Origin of the sequence: Mesorhizobium sp. WSM4311, assembly GCF_002295115.1 — a bacterium.
GTDB lineage: Bacteria > Pseudomonadota > Alphaproteobacteria > Rhizobiales > Rhizobiaceae > Mesorhizobium.
On sequence record NZ_NSFV01000003.1, the window covers coordinates 260,803 to 275,003 of the forward strand.

The following is a 14,201-nucleotide window of genomic DNA, read 5'->3' on the forward strand; positions in this document are numbered from 1 at the left end:
ATCGGCGGCTTCCCGGCAATTCGCGCCGCCTCATGCCCCCTCCCCAATAGCATATGACAACACTGTAGCCGTCCGGGCGCGGCATTCGATAGATGCAAGCCGTGTTGCACATCCGGAAAATGTCGGGCTCGGCAAATTTGCTGAGGCCCGTCGCGCGCGGCGCGGCACCATGCTACGAAACGGGACCGGCCTTTTCGGTCCAAGGATATTTGGATAGGTGGTTCTTAGGGAAGGTCGCGGATGTCACCCGAACCGATCAAATTCACCGACGGCGCGGCTTACGAGCGCTTCATGGCTCCCTGGAGCCGATCCGCCGGGGCTTTGTTCCTCGACTGGCTGGCGCCGGGCTCCGGACGGGCCTGGGTTGATGTCGGTGCCGGCAACGGCGCGTTCACTGAGCTCATTCTAGCGAAGTCCGCCCCTTCGTCCGTTTGCGCGATCGATCCCTCCGACGCGCAGATTGCGACTGCTCGGCAAAAAATCTCGGCAAAGCAGGTCGAGCTGTTGATTGGCGATGCGATGGCCCTTCCCTACGACGCCAACCGCTTCGACGTCGCTGTGATGGCGCTGGTGCTGTTCTTCGTCCCCGACCCGCGCAAGGGCGCCTCGGAAATGCTCCGCGTCACCAAGCCCGGCGGCATTGTCGCGTCCTACACCTGGGACGTCATGCGCGGCGGCACCCCTACGCAGCATTTGTGGGAGGAGATGGACGCGATGGGCAAACCGGCCGCACGTCCGCCGAGCGCGGAGGTCTCGCGTTTCGCGGCGCTGAAGGCGCTTTGGGCGGAGCTCGGCATCCGCGATGTCGAGACGCGCGAGCTTGTCGTCGAACGCGCCTTCGCTGACTTCGACGATTATTGGCTATCCATGGTCGTGAGCAGCCCGAGCGGAATCGTCGGGAAGCTGTCGGATGCGGAGAGCGCGGAGCTGAAACGCCGACTAAAGGACAGACTGCCGGCAAGCGCCACGGGAGCGATCACGGTTCACGCCTGGTCGACGGCGATCAAGGGGCGAAAGGCCGCTTAATGCGCGGTGCCTTACGTCGCCGCTTTCTTCTTCCTTCTTCGCCTTCGGCTTGCCGGCTTCGATGCGACCGGCGCTTCCAGCGTGCCCTAGATCGAGGACAGGCGGCCGGACGTGAACGTGTAGATGCCCGCACGCCGGCCGGTCGTCCAGGTGACCACAGCGACGCGCCGGCCGGCACCGTCACAGGAGAGATTGACGTTCGAGGGCGCGCCGATGCCGCGCACCACGTCGCATTCGGTGTGGCCGAGCCCGACCGTGCCGCCCATGGCCGCAGGCGCCGTCGTCGATGTAAACGACCGCTAATTCCGCCGCTGCCACCGGCCCCGTTCGAAGGCCTGCCAATAGGTGACCTCAAATCCGCGCGTCTTGCAATCCGTCCAGGTGCTGCGGGCCAAGGCAAGTGCGTCCGGATCGTCGCCGTTGAACAGCAGCACCATGCGCTCGTAGCTCTGGCTCAATTGATGCTGGCGGTCGCGGCAGGCTCGAGGCGTTCGCCCGTCCCGGCATAAGGCACGCGATAGCCGTTCGCCGCCAGCCAGGCGATGGCCGCTTTCGGTTCGTCGGTCTGGATGATGGTGGCGCCACGATCGGCCCAGAAGCCCCAGACTTCGCGCGGCAGGCTGGCCTGGACCGCCAATTCGTCGCCACGGCCGCCAGCGAGGAAGCCACTCGGCTTGTTGACGATGGCATAGGTGTCGGCCCAGATGTGCCAGTTGCCCCGCACCGCGGCCGCGCGCATGCGGGTGCTGAACAGCGGTCCACCGGTTTCGGTCAGCGTCTCGGCGCCGGCCCGCCAGTTGATCAGCTCGATCGCGCGCGGCGAGAAGGCGTGGTCGACCGTCCCGGCGAAACCGGCGTCATGGACCGCGTCATCGGCGATGATCGGCATGAACTGGACGCCGCCGCCGATCGCGGCCATGGCCGCCTTCACCGTGGCAATCCTGGTCTGGTTCCAGAGATTCTCCTTGACGATGACCTGGTCGGCCATGCCGAGATCGCGCGCCACCGCGATCATGCCCGGGAGGTCACCGACTTCGAGCTTGTTGTCGAGATTGATGAGGATCCTGTCCCTGGTCGCCAGCAGCATCTCGCGCAGCGTCGAAACCCTCTCGTCGGTGACGGCGCGGGTGCCCTCGATCACCAAGCGGCAGGTCTTCAGTTCGGCAAGCGTGTATTTCGCCACCTCGCCCCTGCAGGTCGTGGTGCGGTCGAGCCAGCTGTCATGCATGACGACGAACTCACCGTCCTTCGAGCGCCTGATGTCGACCTCGACAATCTCGGCGCCCATGGCGATCGAGCCTTCGACGGCGGCGAGCGAATTTTCCGCATAGAGCGTCTTGCCGGCCTGCATGCTGCCTGCACGATGGGCGGCCACCATGACATGGTCGCGCCACTGGTTGGCATGCTCGAAGCGGTCGAGAATCTGCCTGGCGCGGGTTTCGCTGGCCAACGCCTGACCAGAGGAAGCCGCAAGTGCCGCGGAAAGCAGAAGACTCAGACAGATGGTTCGCATCCAGAATCGCTCCTTGCCGGATCGAAGCCGGGATAGGCGATGCCCGTGACATCTGGGTGAACGAAGCCGGCTAGCAGATTCTCAGGAAAGGTGGCGTCAGATGCGTTTCGAGAGCCGGCGGAACCTTGTCATCGCCGGAATTTCGATGAAGCGCCAAGTGATCCACGATGCGGCGATGGTGGCGACGAGCATGACGACGATTGCCACCGTTCCGGCCCAGCCGGTGCCGAAGCCCGTCGCCGGCGACCCGCGCAGCACGATGTCGCCGACGAGGCCGAGGCCAAGCTTGTGCTCGACGAGCCCGGCAACGTTGATCAGGCGCGCCTGCACGAAGATGTGGACCATGTAGATGGAATAGGACAGCGCGCCGAGCGTCAGCATGAACGGCGCCCGCAGCAAGGCGGAAATCCAGCCGCCCTCATGGGCAAAGAGAAACAGCGCCAGCGCGAACACCAGGGGTGCCGCGATGCCGAAATCATTGCTGCCCGCCAGTGAGACGAAAAGCACGATGACCGCCACCATGACGATTTCGGCAAGGGTCCAGCTCAGCCGCGGGCCGCTTCTGGCGAGGAGCTGTCGCGCCCCTGCAATGGAATCATGCTGAAACCAGGCCAGCAGGGCCCCGAGCGAGAAGCCGTAGAGGCAGCGGATGAAGCCGAAATCGTAGGATACATCCATATGATGTATGGAGAAGCCAAGCAGAAAAAGCGGCGCGGTGATGGCGGCGGCGACAAGCCATATCCAGGCACGCGCGCCGGCGATGAAGACCACGCCGGCGAACAGCAGGTAGGCGAAGAACTCCGCCGAAATGCTCCAGCTTGGCGCATTCCAGGTCAGGTGATCCTCGAAGCCCATCCCTTGCAGCAGGAGCAGATTGGCAAGCAGGCTCTTCAAATCGAAACCGCCGGTGAAGGGGGCAGCGCCGGTGCCATGCAGTTGCGGCAGCATCAGGCGCAGCAGTTCGAAGCCCGCAAAGGCGGCGAGCATGATGAGATGCAGCGGATAGATGCGGCCGAACCGCACCAGCGCGAACCGGGCGACCTCTGCCGGCTGGCTCAGCCGATCGGCATAGCTGCCGGCGATGACAAAGCCGGAAAGGACGAAGAAGAAATCGACGAAAAGATAGGACGAACCGATGAAGGCGCTCTGCGAGATCGCGGAAGCGGTCGGGAAATGAAACAGCGCCACAAGCAGCGCGCAGATGCCACGCCACGAATCGAGAACCTGGAAGCGCTCGCCGGCTATCGTACCGGCATGGGTCGACACCACGGCATCGGACGGATTAAGAAACGCGGCCTGCGTCATGATGATACAAATCCTGTCTTGCCGTGGCACCCGGGCGGCGCCGTTTGGTCTCCCCAGGCCGTGACTGGCATCTTCCATGCCGGTTCTGTAGTTGTTGCACCCGATGAAAACGAGGACCAGTAATGGCGACCAAGAACATCGACCATGCCTTCACCGCCCGTTCCAAAACGGGTGGCGCCCTTGAGCCGACCTATTCCGGCGCGCTGTCGTTCATGCGGCGCAAATACACCAAGGACGTGAAGGGCGCGGACGCAGTGGTATGGGGCATTCCCTTCGACGCCGCCGTCACCAACCGGCCCGGCGCCCGTTTCGGGCCGCAGGCGATTCGCCGCGCATCGGCGATCCTCGACAATGACCCGCAATATCCATTTTCGCGCGATCTGTTCGAACATCTCGCGGTCGTCGATTACGGCGACTGCCTGCTCGACTCCGGCAATCACCAGAAAACGCCGGGCACGATCGAGCGCGAAGCGGCGAAGATCCTGAAATCAGGCGCCTTTCTTTTGACGCTGGGCGGCGACCATTTCGTCACCTGGCCGCTCCTCAAGGCACATGCCGCCATCCACGGGCCGCTCGCTTTGGTGCAGTTCGACGCGCATCAGGATACCTGGGAGGATGACGGCAAACGCATCGACCACGGATCCTTTGTCGGCCGTGCGGTCAAGGAAGGCATCATCGATCCGGACCGTTCGATCCAGATCGGCATCCGCACCCACGCCCCTGATACGTTCGGCATCAAGATCCTCTACGGCCACGAAATCGAGGAGATGCGCGCCTCCGACATCGCCTACGCCATCGTCGACCGCACCGGCGGCAAGAAGACCTACCTCACCTTCGACATCGACTGCCTCGACCCGGCCTATGCGCCCGGAACCGGCACGCCGGTGGCTGGCGGACCGTCCTCGGCGAAGATCCTGTCGACGCTGCGCCAGCTCAACCAGGTCGATATTGTCGGCGCCGATGTCGTGGAGGTTGCGCCGGCCTACGATCACGCCGATATAACGGCGATCGCCGGCTCGATGGTGGCCATGCAGTATCTCGGCCTGCTGGCCGAACGAAAGGCACGGCAGGATGAGATGAACAACGGCAATCACAACGGTGCCGCGGTGAATCACGGTAACGGCATATAGTCTCGGAATATCAGGGAATTTGATCAGGTCATGAAACCGAAAATCTTCATCGACGGCGAGCACGGTACCACCGGCCTCCAGATCCGGGCGCTGCTTGCCGAGCGAGGCGACCTGGAGATCATTTCAATCCCCACCGAGCGCCGCAAGGAAACGGCGGCGCGCGCCGAATTCCTCAATGCCGCCGATATCGCGATCCTGTGTCTGCCGGACGATGCGGCGAAGGAGAGCGTCTCGCTGATCGCCAACGACACCACCAAGGTCATCGATGCGTCGACCGCGCATCGTGTCGCCGAAGGCTGGGCCTATGGCTTCGCCGAGATGGACAAGGATCAGGCGAAAACCATCGCCACGGCCAAGCGCGTCGCCAATCCCGGCTGCTGGCCGCAGGGACCGATCGCCACGCTGAGGCCACTGGTCACATCAGGCCTGCTGCCGGCGGATTTCCCCATCACCGTCAACGGCATTTCCGGCTATTCGGGCGGCGGACGCCCGATGATCGAGGACTATGTCGCCAAGGGCGAGGACGCCTCGGAGTTCCTGCCCTATGGCCTGACGCTGCAGCACAAGCATGTGCCGGAACTGCGGGCCTATGCAAAACTGTCGCATGACCCGATCATGCAGCCGGCGGTCGGCAATTTCGCCCAAGGCATGATCACAGTGGTGCCGCTGCAACTGGGCGGCCTCGAGCATGTGCCGACAGGCGCGGAGCTTCATGCCGCCATTGCCGACCATTTCGCCGCCATCAAGGGCGGCGTGGTCGAGGTGGCGCCCTATGCACATCTGGAGCGCATGCCGGAGATCGATCCCGAGATATACAACGGCACCAACCGCATGAAGGTCTACGTCTTTGCCAACGACAAACGCGCGCAGGCGCTGCTGCTGGCGGTCTATGACAATCTCGGCAAGGGTGCCTCGGGTGCAGCCGTCCAGAACATGGACCTGATGCTCGGCCTTTGATGGACGCACCAGCCTTTCCGGCGCGCTGGAAAGTCAGCGCGCCGGACCTCATTGCCGAAACCTTTTCGAGCCGTATCTGGAAGGTTGTTCGCGACGACGGCTCGCCGGCCGTCGTCAAGGCGCTCAAGCCTTTCGACGATGTCGCCGACGAGCTGCGCGGCGAGCATTTCCTCGCCTGGCGGCGCGGCGAAGGCGCGGTGCGCCTGCTTGGCCGCGACGGCCACCGCATATTGCTCGAATATGGCGGCGACACCCTGCTTACGCGGGTTCTCGATGAACAGGGCGACAATGCCGCGACCGCGATCGCGGCCGAGGTGATGACGAAACTGTTTTCACCATCGCAACACCCTTACCCGCCCGAGTTGCAGCCGCTCAGGGAGAGGTACGCCAGCCTGTTCAGGAAAGCCGCAACCGACAAAGACGCGGGTCATGCCAGCATCTATGTCGAGGCTGCGTCGACCGCCGGACGGCTGCTGGATAATCCGCACGATATCAGGCCCTTGCATGGCGATCTCCACCACGACAACATCCTGCACGGGCCGCGCGGCTGGCTGGTGATCGATCCGAAAGGTGTGCTCGGCGATCCCGGCTTCGACGCCGCCAACATGTTCTACAACCCGCTCGACCGGGACGATCTTTGCCTCGATCCGGAGCGGATCGCGCATATGGCCGAAGTCTTTGCCAGGACACTGGGCCAGGCACCGCCGGCCATCCTCGACCACGCCATCGCCTATGGTTGCCTGTCGGCCGCGTGGCACCGCGAGGACGACAATGCGGTCGAGGAGAACCGCGAACTGTCGATCGCCGAGGCGATCCGGGCAGTGCGGCTCACCTTCTGAGCGCCGCAGTCACATAGCGTTAGACGTAGCGAGGCAGTTCGACTGCAAAGTAGACTATTGCAGCTGCCAAGAGACCAAAGAGAATGTATCTGCGTTTCATCGGTGGCCGTGTCGGCAGTGGATAGGCGCCCTTGGTGCCGCGCCAATGCGCGGCGGCAAAGCCCAGCACGATCAGTGCAAAAGCTTGATGGGTCAGTGCCATATGCAGCGGCACCTGCATCAGCAGCGTACCGACGCCGATCGAAGCCTGCACCAGCACCAGCACAAACAACAGCGTCGCGCGGCGGGCATGGGTCGAGCCGGGCAGCCGCCGACGTGTGGCGATCATGTGCCAGAGCGCGACGGCGAAGACCGTATAGGCGCCGAGCCTATGGATGAACTGCACCGTCTTCGGACTTTCGAAGAAATTGCGCCACGCCGGCTCGAGGATCAGCAAATCACCCGGGATGATCTTGCCGTCCATCAGCGGCCAGGTGTTGTAGCTCAGGCCGGCGTCGAGCCCGGCGACCAGGCCGCCGAGGTAGATCTGGACCAGCGCCAGGAACACGATGAAGCCGGCCAGACGCTGCGTCGAGCGATCGGCGGCGGGCTCCGAATGCGGCGCCAGCCCACGCGCGACGACCATGGTGGCGGTAAAGATCAGCGCCGCCAGCGTCAGGTGCGTCGCCAGCCGATACTGGCTCACGGACACACGGTCGACCAGGCCTGAGGCCACCATCCACCAGCCGATAGCGCCCTGCAGGCCGCCGAGAAGCAGAATGCCGACCAACTTTGGCCCCAGGCCGCGCTCGATACGGCGGCTCCCCCAGAAGACCAGCAGCGGCAAGGCGAAAACCAAGCCGACGCTGCGCGCCAAGAGACGGTGCGCCCACTCCCACCAGAAGATCGACTTGAACGCCTCGATGCTCATGCCCTTGTTGAGCTCGGTGTATTGCGGGATCTGCTGGTAGCGCTGGAATTCCTCCTGCCACTCGGCGTCGTTGAGCGGCGGGATGATACCGTGGATCGGTTGCCATTCGGTGATCGACAGGCCGGACTCCGTAAGCCGCGTGGCGCCGCCGACCACCACCAGGGCAAACAGCACCAGAAGCACGACATAAAGCCAGCCACGCACAAGCGCGCGGTTGTGCAGGTCGCGGTCGCGGGCGACGTATGGCGCGGCGGCTGATACGGCAGCCATGATCTTGTCCCGTCCGGTTGAGGTGGCGGATTGGTGAACCATCGCATTCGTGCTGGCAAGACCATGCAGCGCGGCACGCCGTCGCGCCCGATGTCGCGGGTTGCGCCTGTCCGGCGTTCGGCCTAAGCGGTAGCGATCAACGAGGCCGAGCCATGCCCATTCGCCTGAAAAAGCTGATCGGAATGTTCCTGCTGGTGGCACTGGTCATCATCTATGCCCTGGTCGCATCGATCGTTGCCGTCGCCCGTCTGTCGGAATCGGGCGCGCTGGTGCACTTCCTGTTCTTCCTGTTCAGCGGCCTGCTCTGGGTGCTGCCGGCGATGGGCATCATCAAGTGGTTGATGCTGGAACCGCGGGCGAAGCGCTGAAACGGGCTGGCCCGGTTGCAGAGGCATAGACGGCTGGATCAACGCGCACGGCGGATTGACGGCAACCCCCCGGTCAGATGGTGACGACCATCTTGCCGGCATTGGCGAGCGGCGTCGTCACGCCCGACAGCATGGTGCGGATATGGGCGAGGTTCTGGTAGCGGCCATTGATCGAAATGCGCGGCAAGGCATGCAGGAAGCCGGCATGTTCGGCGCGCAGCACGCCATGGCGGGTCGTCACGGCGGAGACATAGCCGGCGTCGCGGGCAAAGCCGACTTCTCGGCAGCCGACCGCGCTTGCATAGCCATAGGGATAGGCGAAATGGAGTGGTTCGCTGCCAAGCTCTGCTCGCAACATGTCCTTCACGGCGTCGATCTCGCGCCGCGCATCGGCCTCGGAGAGCCGCTTCAGATTGCTGTGATTGATCGTATGGGCGCCGATCGTGACCAGCGGATGCGCGGCGACGGTGCGGATCTCATCCCAGTTCATCAGCGTCCGCAGGCGCGAGGCATCCGCGTCGACGCCATTTGATCTGGCGAGATCGCGCAGCACGGTGCGCAGATCTTCCTCGCGAACCTCGGTGGCGAGGTAGGCGTGCAACCGGGTTATGGCCTGGCTTTTCCGGGCCGAGGTCGCGCAATCGATCACCGCCGGACCATTCGAGGTCGACAAAGTCAGGCGGTCGGACGCGTTGACGATATCCTCGGCCACATCCCACCACAGATCGGCGGTGCCGTCGATCAGCCCTGGCGCCACATAGATGGTCACCGGCGCGCCGTGCTTCTCCAGCACCGGCAGGGCCTCGGTCATGTTGTCGCGATAGGCATCATCGGCGGTGATGGTGGCGAACCGGCCGCCCTTGCCGCCTGCCTTGATGCGCTCCACGGCCTCGTCCATCGAGACGAATACATAGCCGTCCGCCTTCATGTCGGCGATCACGGCGTCGAGGAAACTGGGCGCGATGTTGAGGTGCCGGTTGACGCTGTCGGGCTTTTCCGGTGTCGCCGTCACGCGGTGCAGCATCAGGATGGCGCCGATGCCGCCGACAAACGGCCTGGCCAGCGGTGCGAGGCCGGTATAGCGGGCGACGTTGAGCGCCAGCTTCCGGATTGCCTCCCCACCGTCGATCATTCATTCACCTTTTGCGCCTAGGCTGATCCAAGCACGGAATACGCCTGAGCGCGCCCCAAATCGGGATCAATACGCCTTAAGGATTGAGGTATGGTTGACGCAATGGCGTCATTTGACGGCAATCGGCTCGCGGCGACCGAGGCTTCGCCACGCGCCCTGCCGAAGGACACCGCCGGGCCATCGGTCTCCGTTGCAGCAGCCGATGGGCTCGCGGCCTATGCAGGGTTCTGCCGCTCGGCGATTTATGCGCCGGCACAGGGCGCGACATGGATCCTGAACTGGGCCGCGCAGTTCGAGCCCGATCTGTTGGTGGCGACGCTCACTCTCGGAGGCAAGCCGGTCTTCGCGCTGGCGCTGGAAGTTGTCAGCCAGGGGCCGTTCCGGGTCGCCCGTTTCATGGGTGGCCGCCATGCCAATGGCAATTTCGCGGCCGCTGACCCGCAATGGCTGGCCAGGGCGGAGAGCGCGGCCGTCGGATCAGTGTTTCGGGCCATCGCCAAGGCTCGGCCCGACATCGATCTCATCGCGCTGGAACGATTGCTGCCCGATCTCGATGGCATCGCCAATCCGCTCGCATCGCTCGATCATTTCGCCAGCCCCAATCTTTCGCTGGCCATCGACCTTGGCGGGGGCTTCGAGGCGCTGCTGCTGCGCGCTAGCGGCAAGCGCAAACGCAAGAAACATCGGTCGCAGATGCGCAAATTCGACGCCGTCGGCAGCCATCGGCGCATCGAGGCGCGCAGCCCCGACGAGGTGGAGCGATTGCTCGACGCCTTCTTCGGGATGAAGGAGCTCCGCTTTCGCAGGATGGGCATTGCCAATGTCTTCGGCGGCGACCAGACGCGCGCCTTCTTCCGGGCGCTGTTCACGCAGGCCCTGGCCGAGGACACGCCCTCGTTCGTGCTGCATGGCTTGGAGGTTGCCGGCAAGCTGCGCGCCATCACTGGATCGAGCCGCTGCGGCAAGCGCCTGATCTGCGAGTTCGGCGCGATCGCCGAGGACGATCTCTCGCACAGCAGTCCCGGCGATTTCCTGTTCTTCGACAACATCCAGGAAGCCTGCGAGACGGGTTTCGCCGTCTATGATTTCTCCGTCGGCGACGAACCCTACAAGCGGCAGTGGTGCGATGTCGAAACCAGGCATTTCGAGGTGCTGGTCCCACTGACGCTGAAGGGCCGCGCGCTGGCGCAGACGCTTCGCCAGGGCGCGCGGTTGAAGGCTTTCGTCAAGAACAGCCCGACGATCTGGAAACTGACCAAGATGCTGCGCCGCAAGGCAGCCGGACAGGCAGCGCAAGCCGCCACGGACGACGAAAACTAGCCGTCAGAAATTGAGAGCCTCGCGGAGCGCCGGACCCGCCCTGACGCGCAGATCGAGATCGGCCTCGATATGGTCGATGTGATGCAGCATCAGCTGGCTGGCCCGTTCGCAATCGCTGCTCTCCAGCGCTCCGACAATTTTCGTGTGCTCGCTGTGCCCGCAGGCTGACACGCCAGACCGCCCGTAAAGCGCGATGACAAGCGAGGAGCGCGCGACCAGTTCCTCCATGAAGCGCTGCAGGATGCCGTTGCCGGCGACCGAAGCAAGCAGCAGATGGAAATCGCCGGACGCCTTGATCTCGGAACGCCGCGCGGTCGGACCGCGTTCGGCAATGAAGCGGCCCTCCTCGTCGAGTTGCGCCCTGAAGGCCGCGATGTCGGCGGCGGTGACGCGCCCGCAGGCGGCAACGGCAATGCCGGGCTCGATCAGCCGGCGCGAGGCGAACACCTGGCGCGCCTCCTCGGGCGAGGGGTTGGCGACGAACGCGCCGCGGTTGCGCTCCGTGCGCACCAGGCCTTCGAAGGACAACATCTGCAGGGCCGCGCGCGCCACGGTGCGCGACACATCGAACAGCGTGCCGACCTCGCCCTCGGACAGCTTGGTGCCCGGCGCCAGCCGGCGGTCGACGATGGCGTCGCGCAGATTGTCGCGGATCGCCTGTGCGCGATCCTGATTGGCGCTGTCGGTGGAATAGATGTGATCGGCAATATTCATGGCGATGATGTTCCCGCACCCTTCTAACGCGACTCGCCGTCTGCGCACGAGAGGCAAAGTGAACACAAAGCCGGAAAAGATTGCATACGATTTTTGTGCAGATCGCGCACAATAGCCCATAATTTGTGCAATGCACAAGACAGCCCGCCAGATAGGCAACCGCAGGCAGGCCTGATTTTCCAGACAATTCAAATGCTTGGCCAGTCACCCCGATATTGGCACGCATGATGCATTGGTTAATGCGACCAAACGGGGAAGCCTGAATGTCCAAAGCCGCCGAGATCGACATCGTGTCCGTTTCGAAAGTCTATGGAACGACGACCGCCGTCGAGGATATCAGCCTGAAGATACCGGCGGGCACCTATTGCTGCCTGCTCGGCCCCTCCGGCTGCGGCAAGACCTCGACGCTGCGCATGATCGCCGGCCACGAAAGCATCTCGTCCGGCGATATCAGGCTCGGCAACGCCGTCGTTACCGACCTGCCGCCGGCCAAGCGCGGCACGGCGATGATGTTCCAGTCCTATGCGCTGTTTCCGCATCTCGACCTCATCGACAATGTCGCCTTCAGCTTGAAGATGAAGCGCGTCGACAAGGAAAAGCGCCGCGCCAAGGCGCTCGACATGCTGAAGCTGATGCAGATGGAGGCCTATGCGACGCGCCGCCCGGCGCAGCTTTCCGGCGGCCAGCAGCAGCGCGTCGCGCTCGCCCGCGCCCTGATCACCGATCCGGAAGCACTGCTGCTCGACGAGCCGCTTTCGGCGCTCGATCCGTTCCTGAAGATCCGCATGCGCGCCGAGCTGAAGAGATTGCAGATGTCGCTCGGCATCACCTTCGTGCACGTCACCCACAGCCAGGAGGAGGCGATGGCGCTTGCCGACCTGATCGTGGTGATGAATGACGGCCGTATCGAACAGGCGGCGCCGCCGCGCGACGTGTTCGAGCGGCCGGCCACGGCCTTCGTCGCGCGCTTCATGGGCGACCACAACGTCATCTCCGGCCGGGTCACCGGCAGCCGAGACGGCATGGTCGTCTTCGACGTCAATGGTGGCGGCACGCTCGCCGCCAGCGGCAAGCCGCAGCAGGCGGGCGCCTCGATCGACATCGCCATCCGCACCGACCATGTGCGCATCGGCGCGGCACCCGCGCCCGGGCTCGGCTTCACCGGCATCGTCGCCAACATCGAATATCGCGGCGCCACCGTGAAGCTCTCCGCCACCGGTGCCGGCATCGACGATTTCACCGTCATCATCGACGATTCCGAGTTCTTCGCCAGACCCGTCGCCATTGGCGACGCCGTACCGCTCGCCTGGGATGCCGAGGATGCGATCGTCCTCGGCCGCCTTCATTCATGACATCAACCAAGCAAAACAAGACAGGGGAATAGACATGACAGACACAGTGCAAACCAAGACTGGCATCTCGCGCCGCTCGCTGCTCAAGACGGGTGCGGCCGCCGTCGGCCTCGCCGCCGGATCGGGCGTCATCACCGGCTTCCCGACCATCTGGGCGCAGTCCAACATCACGCTGCGGCAGTTCGGCACCGGCGTGTCGAACCTCAACGCCATCGCCGACAAGTGCAAGGCCGACCTCGGCATCACACTGGAGATGACGGCGACCGATTCCGACGCCGCCGCCCAGCGCGCCGTGACCCAGCCCGACAGCTACGACATCGCCGATATCGAATACTGGATCTGCAAGAAGGTGTTCCCCACCGGCGTGCTGCAGCCGATGGATGTCAGCAAGCTGAAATATTACGACGAGCTGGTGCCGCTGTTCAAAACCGGCAAGCTCACCCCCGACAGCGTGATCGCGCAGGGCACCGCGCCGCACACGGTGGGTTATGTCGAGGCGCAGGACTCCAAGACCTTCGCCAAGGCGCCGACCAACTGGTTCACCATGGTGCCGACCATCTACAACGCCGACACGCTGGGCATCCGTCCCGACCTCGTCGGCCGCGACATCACCAGCTGGGCCGACATCATGGACCCGGCCTTCAAGGGCAAGACAGCCATCCTCAACATCCCGTCCATCGGCATCATGGATGCCGCCATGATCATGGAAGCCAGCGGCAACATCAAATATGCCGACAAGGGCAACATGACCAAGGACGAGATCGACAAGACGATCGACTTCCTGATCAAGGCCAAGCAGGGCGGCCAGTTCCGCGCCTTCTGGAAGTCCTTCGACGAGAGCGTCAACCTGATGGCGTCGGGCGAAGTCGTCATCCAGTCCATGTGGTCGCCGGCAGTGGCCGCCGTGCGCTCCAAGGGCATCGCCTGCCGCTTCCAGCCACTCAAGGAAGGCTACCGCTCATGGGGCGGCGGTCTCGGCCTTGCCGCCCACCTCAAGGGCGCCGAACTCGACGCCGCCTATGAATACATCAACTGGTACACGTCGGGCTGGGTCGGCGGCTACCTCAACCGCCAGGGTTACTACTCGGCCAACATGGTCTCGGCCAAGAAGTTCATGACCGAGGACGAGTGGGGCTACTGGATCGAGGGCAAGCCGGCCAAGGGCGAGATCAAGGCGCCCGACGGCACCGTCATGGAAAAGGCCGGCGCCGTGCGCGATGGCGGCTCCTTCGAAGAGCGCATGGGCAAGGTCGCCTGCTGGAACTCGGTGATGGACGAGGACCGCTACATGGTGAAGCGCTGGAACGAGTTCATCGCGGCGTAAGGCTGCGCCTCTCCTCTTCCCCTTCTCCTGCTGGAGAAGGG

Annotated in this window: 13 protein-coding genes and 2 pseudogenes; 8 read left to right on the top strand and 7 right to left on the bottom strand. The window is 64.0% G+C overall.

Annotated elements, in window-relative coordinates:
- Positions 1–321: 321 nt before the first annotated feature.
- Positions 322–1,026: a class I SAM-dependent methyltransferase gene (locus CK226_RS08545; RefSeq protein WP_245317958.1), complete on the top strand. Its 705-nt coding sequence runs from the start codon at positions 322–324 to the stop codon at positions 1,024–1,026.
- Between the two features lie 11 nt (positions 1,027–1,037).
- On the opposite strand, the pseudogene CK226_RS08550 reads toward CK226_RS08545, so the two are convergent.
- The 4 genes and pseudogenes from CK226_RS08550 to CK226_RS08565 form a co-directional block, all read right to left on the bottom strand.
- Positions 1,038–1,313 (bottom strand): annotated as a pseudogene (locus CK226_RS08550) (hypothetical protein); the annotation flags it as partial.
- Between the two features lie 12 nt (positions 1,314–1,325).
- Positions 1,326–1,481 (bottom strand): annotated as a pseudogene (locus tag CK226_RS08555) (DNA polymerase III subunit chi); the annotation flags it as partial.
- A complete protein-coding gene (locus tag CK226_RS08560) occupies positions 1,481–2,539 on the bottom strand; it encodes a glycerophosphodiester phosphodiesterase family protein (protein WP_095791584.1) in 1,059 nt (352 codons plus the stop codon). The gene CK226_RS08560 and the pseudogene CK226_RS08555, both read right to left, overlap by 1 nt.
- Before the next feature lie 96 nt (positions 2,540–2,635).
- Positions 2,636–3,844 (bottom strand): acyltransferase, encoded by a 1,209-nt coding sequence (locus tag CK226_RS08565; RefSeq protein WP_095791585.1) that lies wholly within the window; start codon positions 3,842–3,844, stop codon positions 2,636–2,638.
- 122 nt (positions 3,845–3,966) lie between these two features.
- On the opposite strand from CK226_RS08565, the gene speB reads away from it, so the two are divergent.
- Genes speB through CK226_RS08580 form a run of 3 tightly spaced genes read left to right on the top strand, consistent with a single transcriptional unit; the run spans position 3,967 to position 6,770 of the window.
- Positions 3,967–4,974 carry an agmatinase gene (gene speB, locus CK226_RS08570; protein ID WP_095770411.1) on the top strand — a complete coding sequence of 336 codons (1,008 nt, stop codon included), beginning with the start codon at positions 3,967–3,969 and terminating at the stop codon, positions 4,972–4,974.
- Positions 4,975–5,004: 30 nt separating this feature from the next.
- Positions 5,005–5,931, top strand: coding sequence for an N-acetyl-gamma-glutamyl-phosphate reductase (gene argC / locus CK226_RS08575; protein WP_095788071.1), 927 nt, complete (start codon positions 5,005–5,007; stop codon positions 5,929–5,931).
- Positions 5,928–6,770 carry an aminoglycoside phosphotransferase family protein gene (locus CK226_RS08580; RefSeq protein WP_210202231.1) on the top strand — a complete coding sequence of 281 codons (843 nt, stop codon included), beginning with the start codon at positions 5,928–5,930 and terminating at the stop codon, positions 6,768–6,770. The genes argC and CK226_RS08580 overlap by 4 nt, the downstream gene beginning before the upstream one ends.
- A gap of 19 nt (positions 6,771–6,789) precedes the next feature.
- Here the strand turns inward: CK226_RS08580 and CK226_RS08585 are convergent, their stop codons facing one another.
- On the bottom strand, positions 6,790–7,950 hold the full coding sequence (locus CK226_RS08585) for a COX15/CtaA family protein (protein ID WP_245437695.1): 1,161 nt from the start codon (positions 7,948–7,950) through the stop codon (positions 6,790–6,792).
- Positions 7,951–8,102: 152 nt separating this feature from the next.
- On the opposite strand from CK226_RS08585, the gene CK226_RS08590 reads away from it, so the two are divergent.
- Positions 8,103–8,318 (top strand): DUF2842 domain-containing protein, encoded by a 216-nt coding sequence (locus tag CK226_RS08590; protein ID WP_095788069.1) that lies wholly within the window; start codon positions 8,103–8,105, stop codon positions 8,316–8,318.
- Between the two features lie 73 nt (positions 8,319–8,391).
- Here CK226_RS08590 and CK226_RS08595 read toward each other — a convergent pair whose 3' ends face one another.
- Complete coding sequence (locus CK226_RS08595; RefSeq protein WP_095788068.1) at positions 8,392–9,450, bottom strand: polysaccharide deacetylase family protein; 1,059 nt, start codon at positions 9,448–9,450, stop codon at positions 8,392–8,394.
- Positions 9,451–9,540: 90 nt separating this feature from the next.
- On the opposite strand from CK226_RS08595, the gene CK226_RS08600 reads away from it, so the two are divergent.
- The gene (locus CK226_RS08600) at positions 9,541–10,770 is read left to right on the top strand and encodes a GNAT family N-acetyltransferase (protein ID WP_095791587.1); all 1,230 of its coding nucleotides are present in this window, start codon (positions 9,541–9,543) and stop codon (positions 10,768–10,770) included.
- Between the two features lie 3 nt (positions 10,771–10,773).
- Here the strand turns inward: CK226_RS08600 and CK226_RS08605 are convergent, their stop codons facing one another.
- Positions 10,774–11,484 carry a GntR family transcriptional regulator gene (locus CK226_RS08605; RefSeq protein ID WP_095791588.1) on the bottom strand — a complete coding sequence of 237 codons (711 nt, stop codon included), beginning with the start codon at positions 11,482–11,484 and terminating at the stop codon, positions 10,774–10,776.
- Between the two features lie 263 nt (positions 11,485–11,747).
- On the opposite strand from CK226_RS08605, the gene CK226_RS08610 reads away from it, so the two are divergent.
- Together CK226_RS08610 and CK226_RS08615 are read left to right on the top strand one after the other, a co-directional pair.
- Entirely contained in the window at positions 11,748–12,836 is a 1,089-nt protein-coding gene (locus CK226_RS08610; RefSeq protein ID WP_095791589.1) for an ABC transporter ATP-binding protein, read from the top strand.
- A gap of 34 nt (positions 12,837–12,870) precedes the next feature.
- A complete protein-coding gene (locus tag CK226_RS08615; RefSeq protein WP_095791590.1) occupies positions 12,871–14,160 on the top strand; it encodes a PotD/PotF family extracellular solute-binding protein in 1,290 nt (429 codons plus the stop codon).
- Positions 14,161–14,201 lie beyond the last annotated feature (41 nt).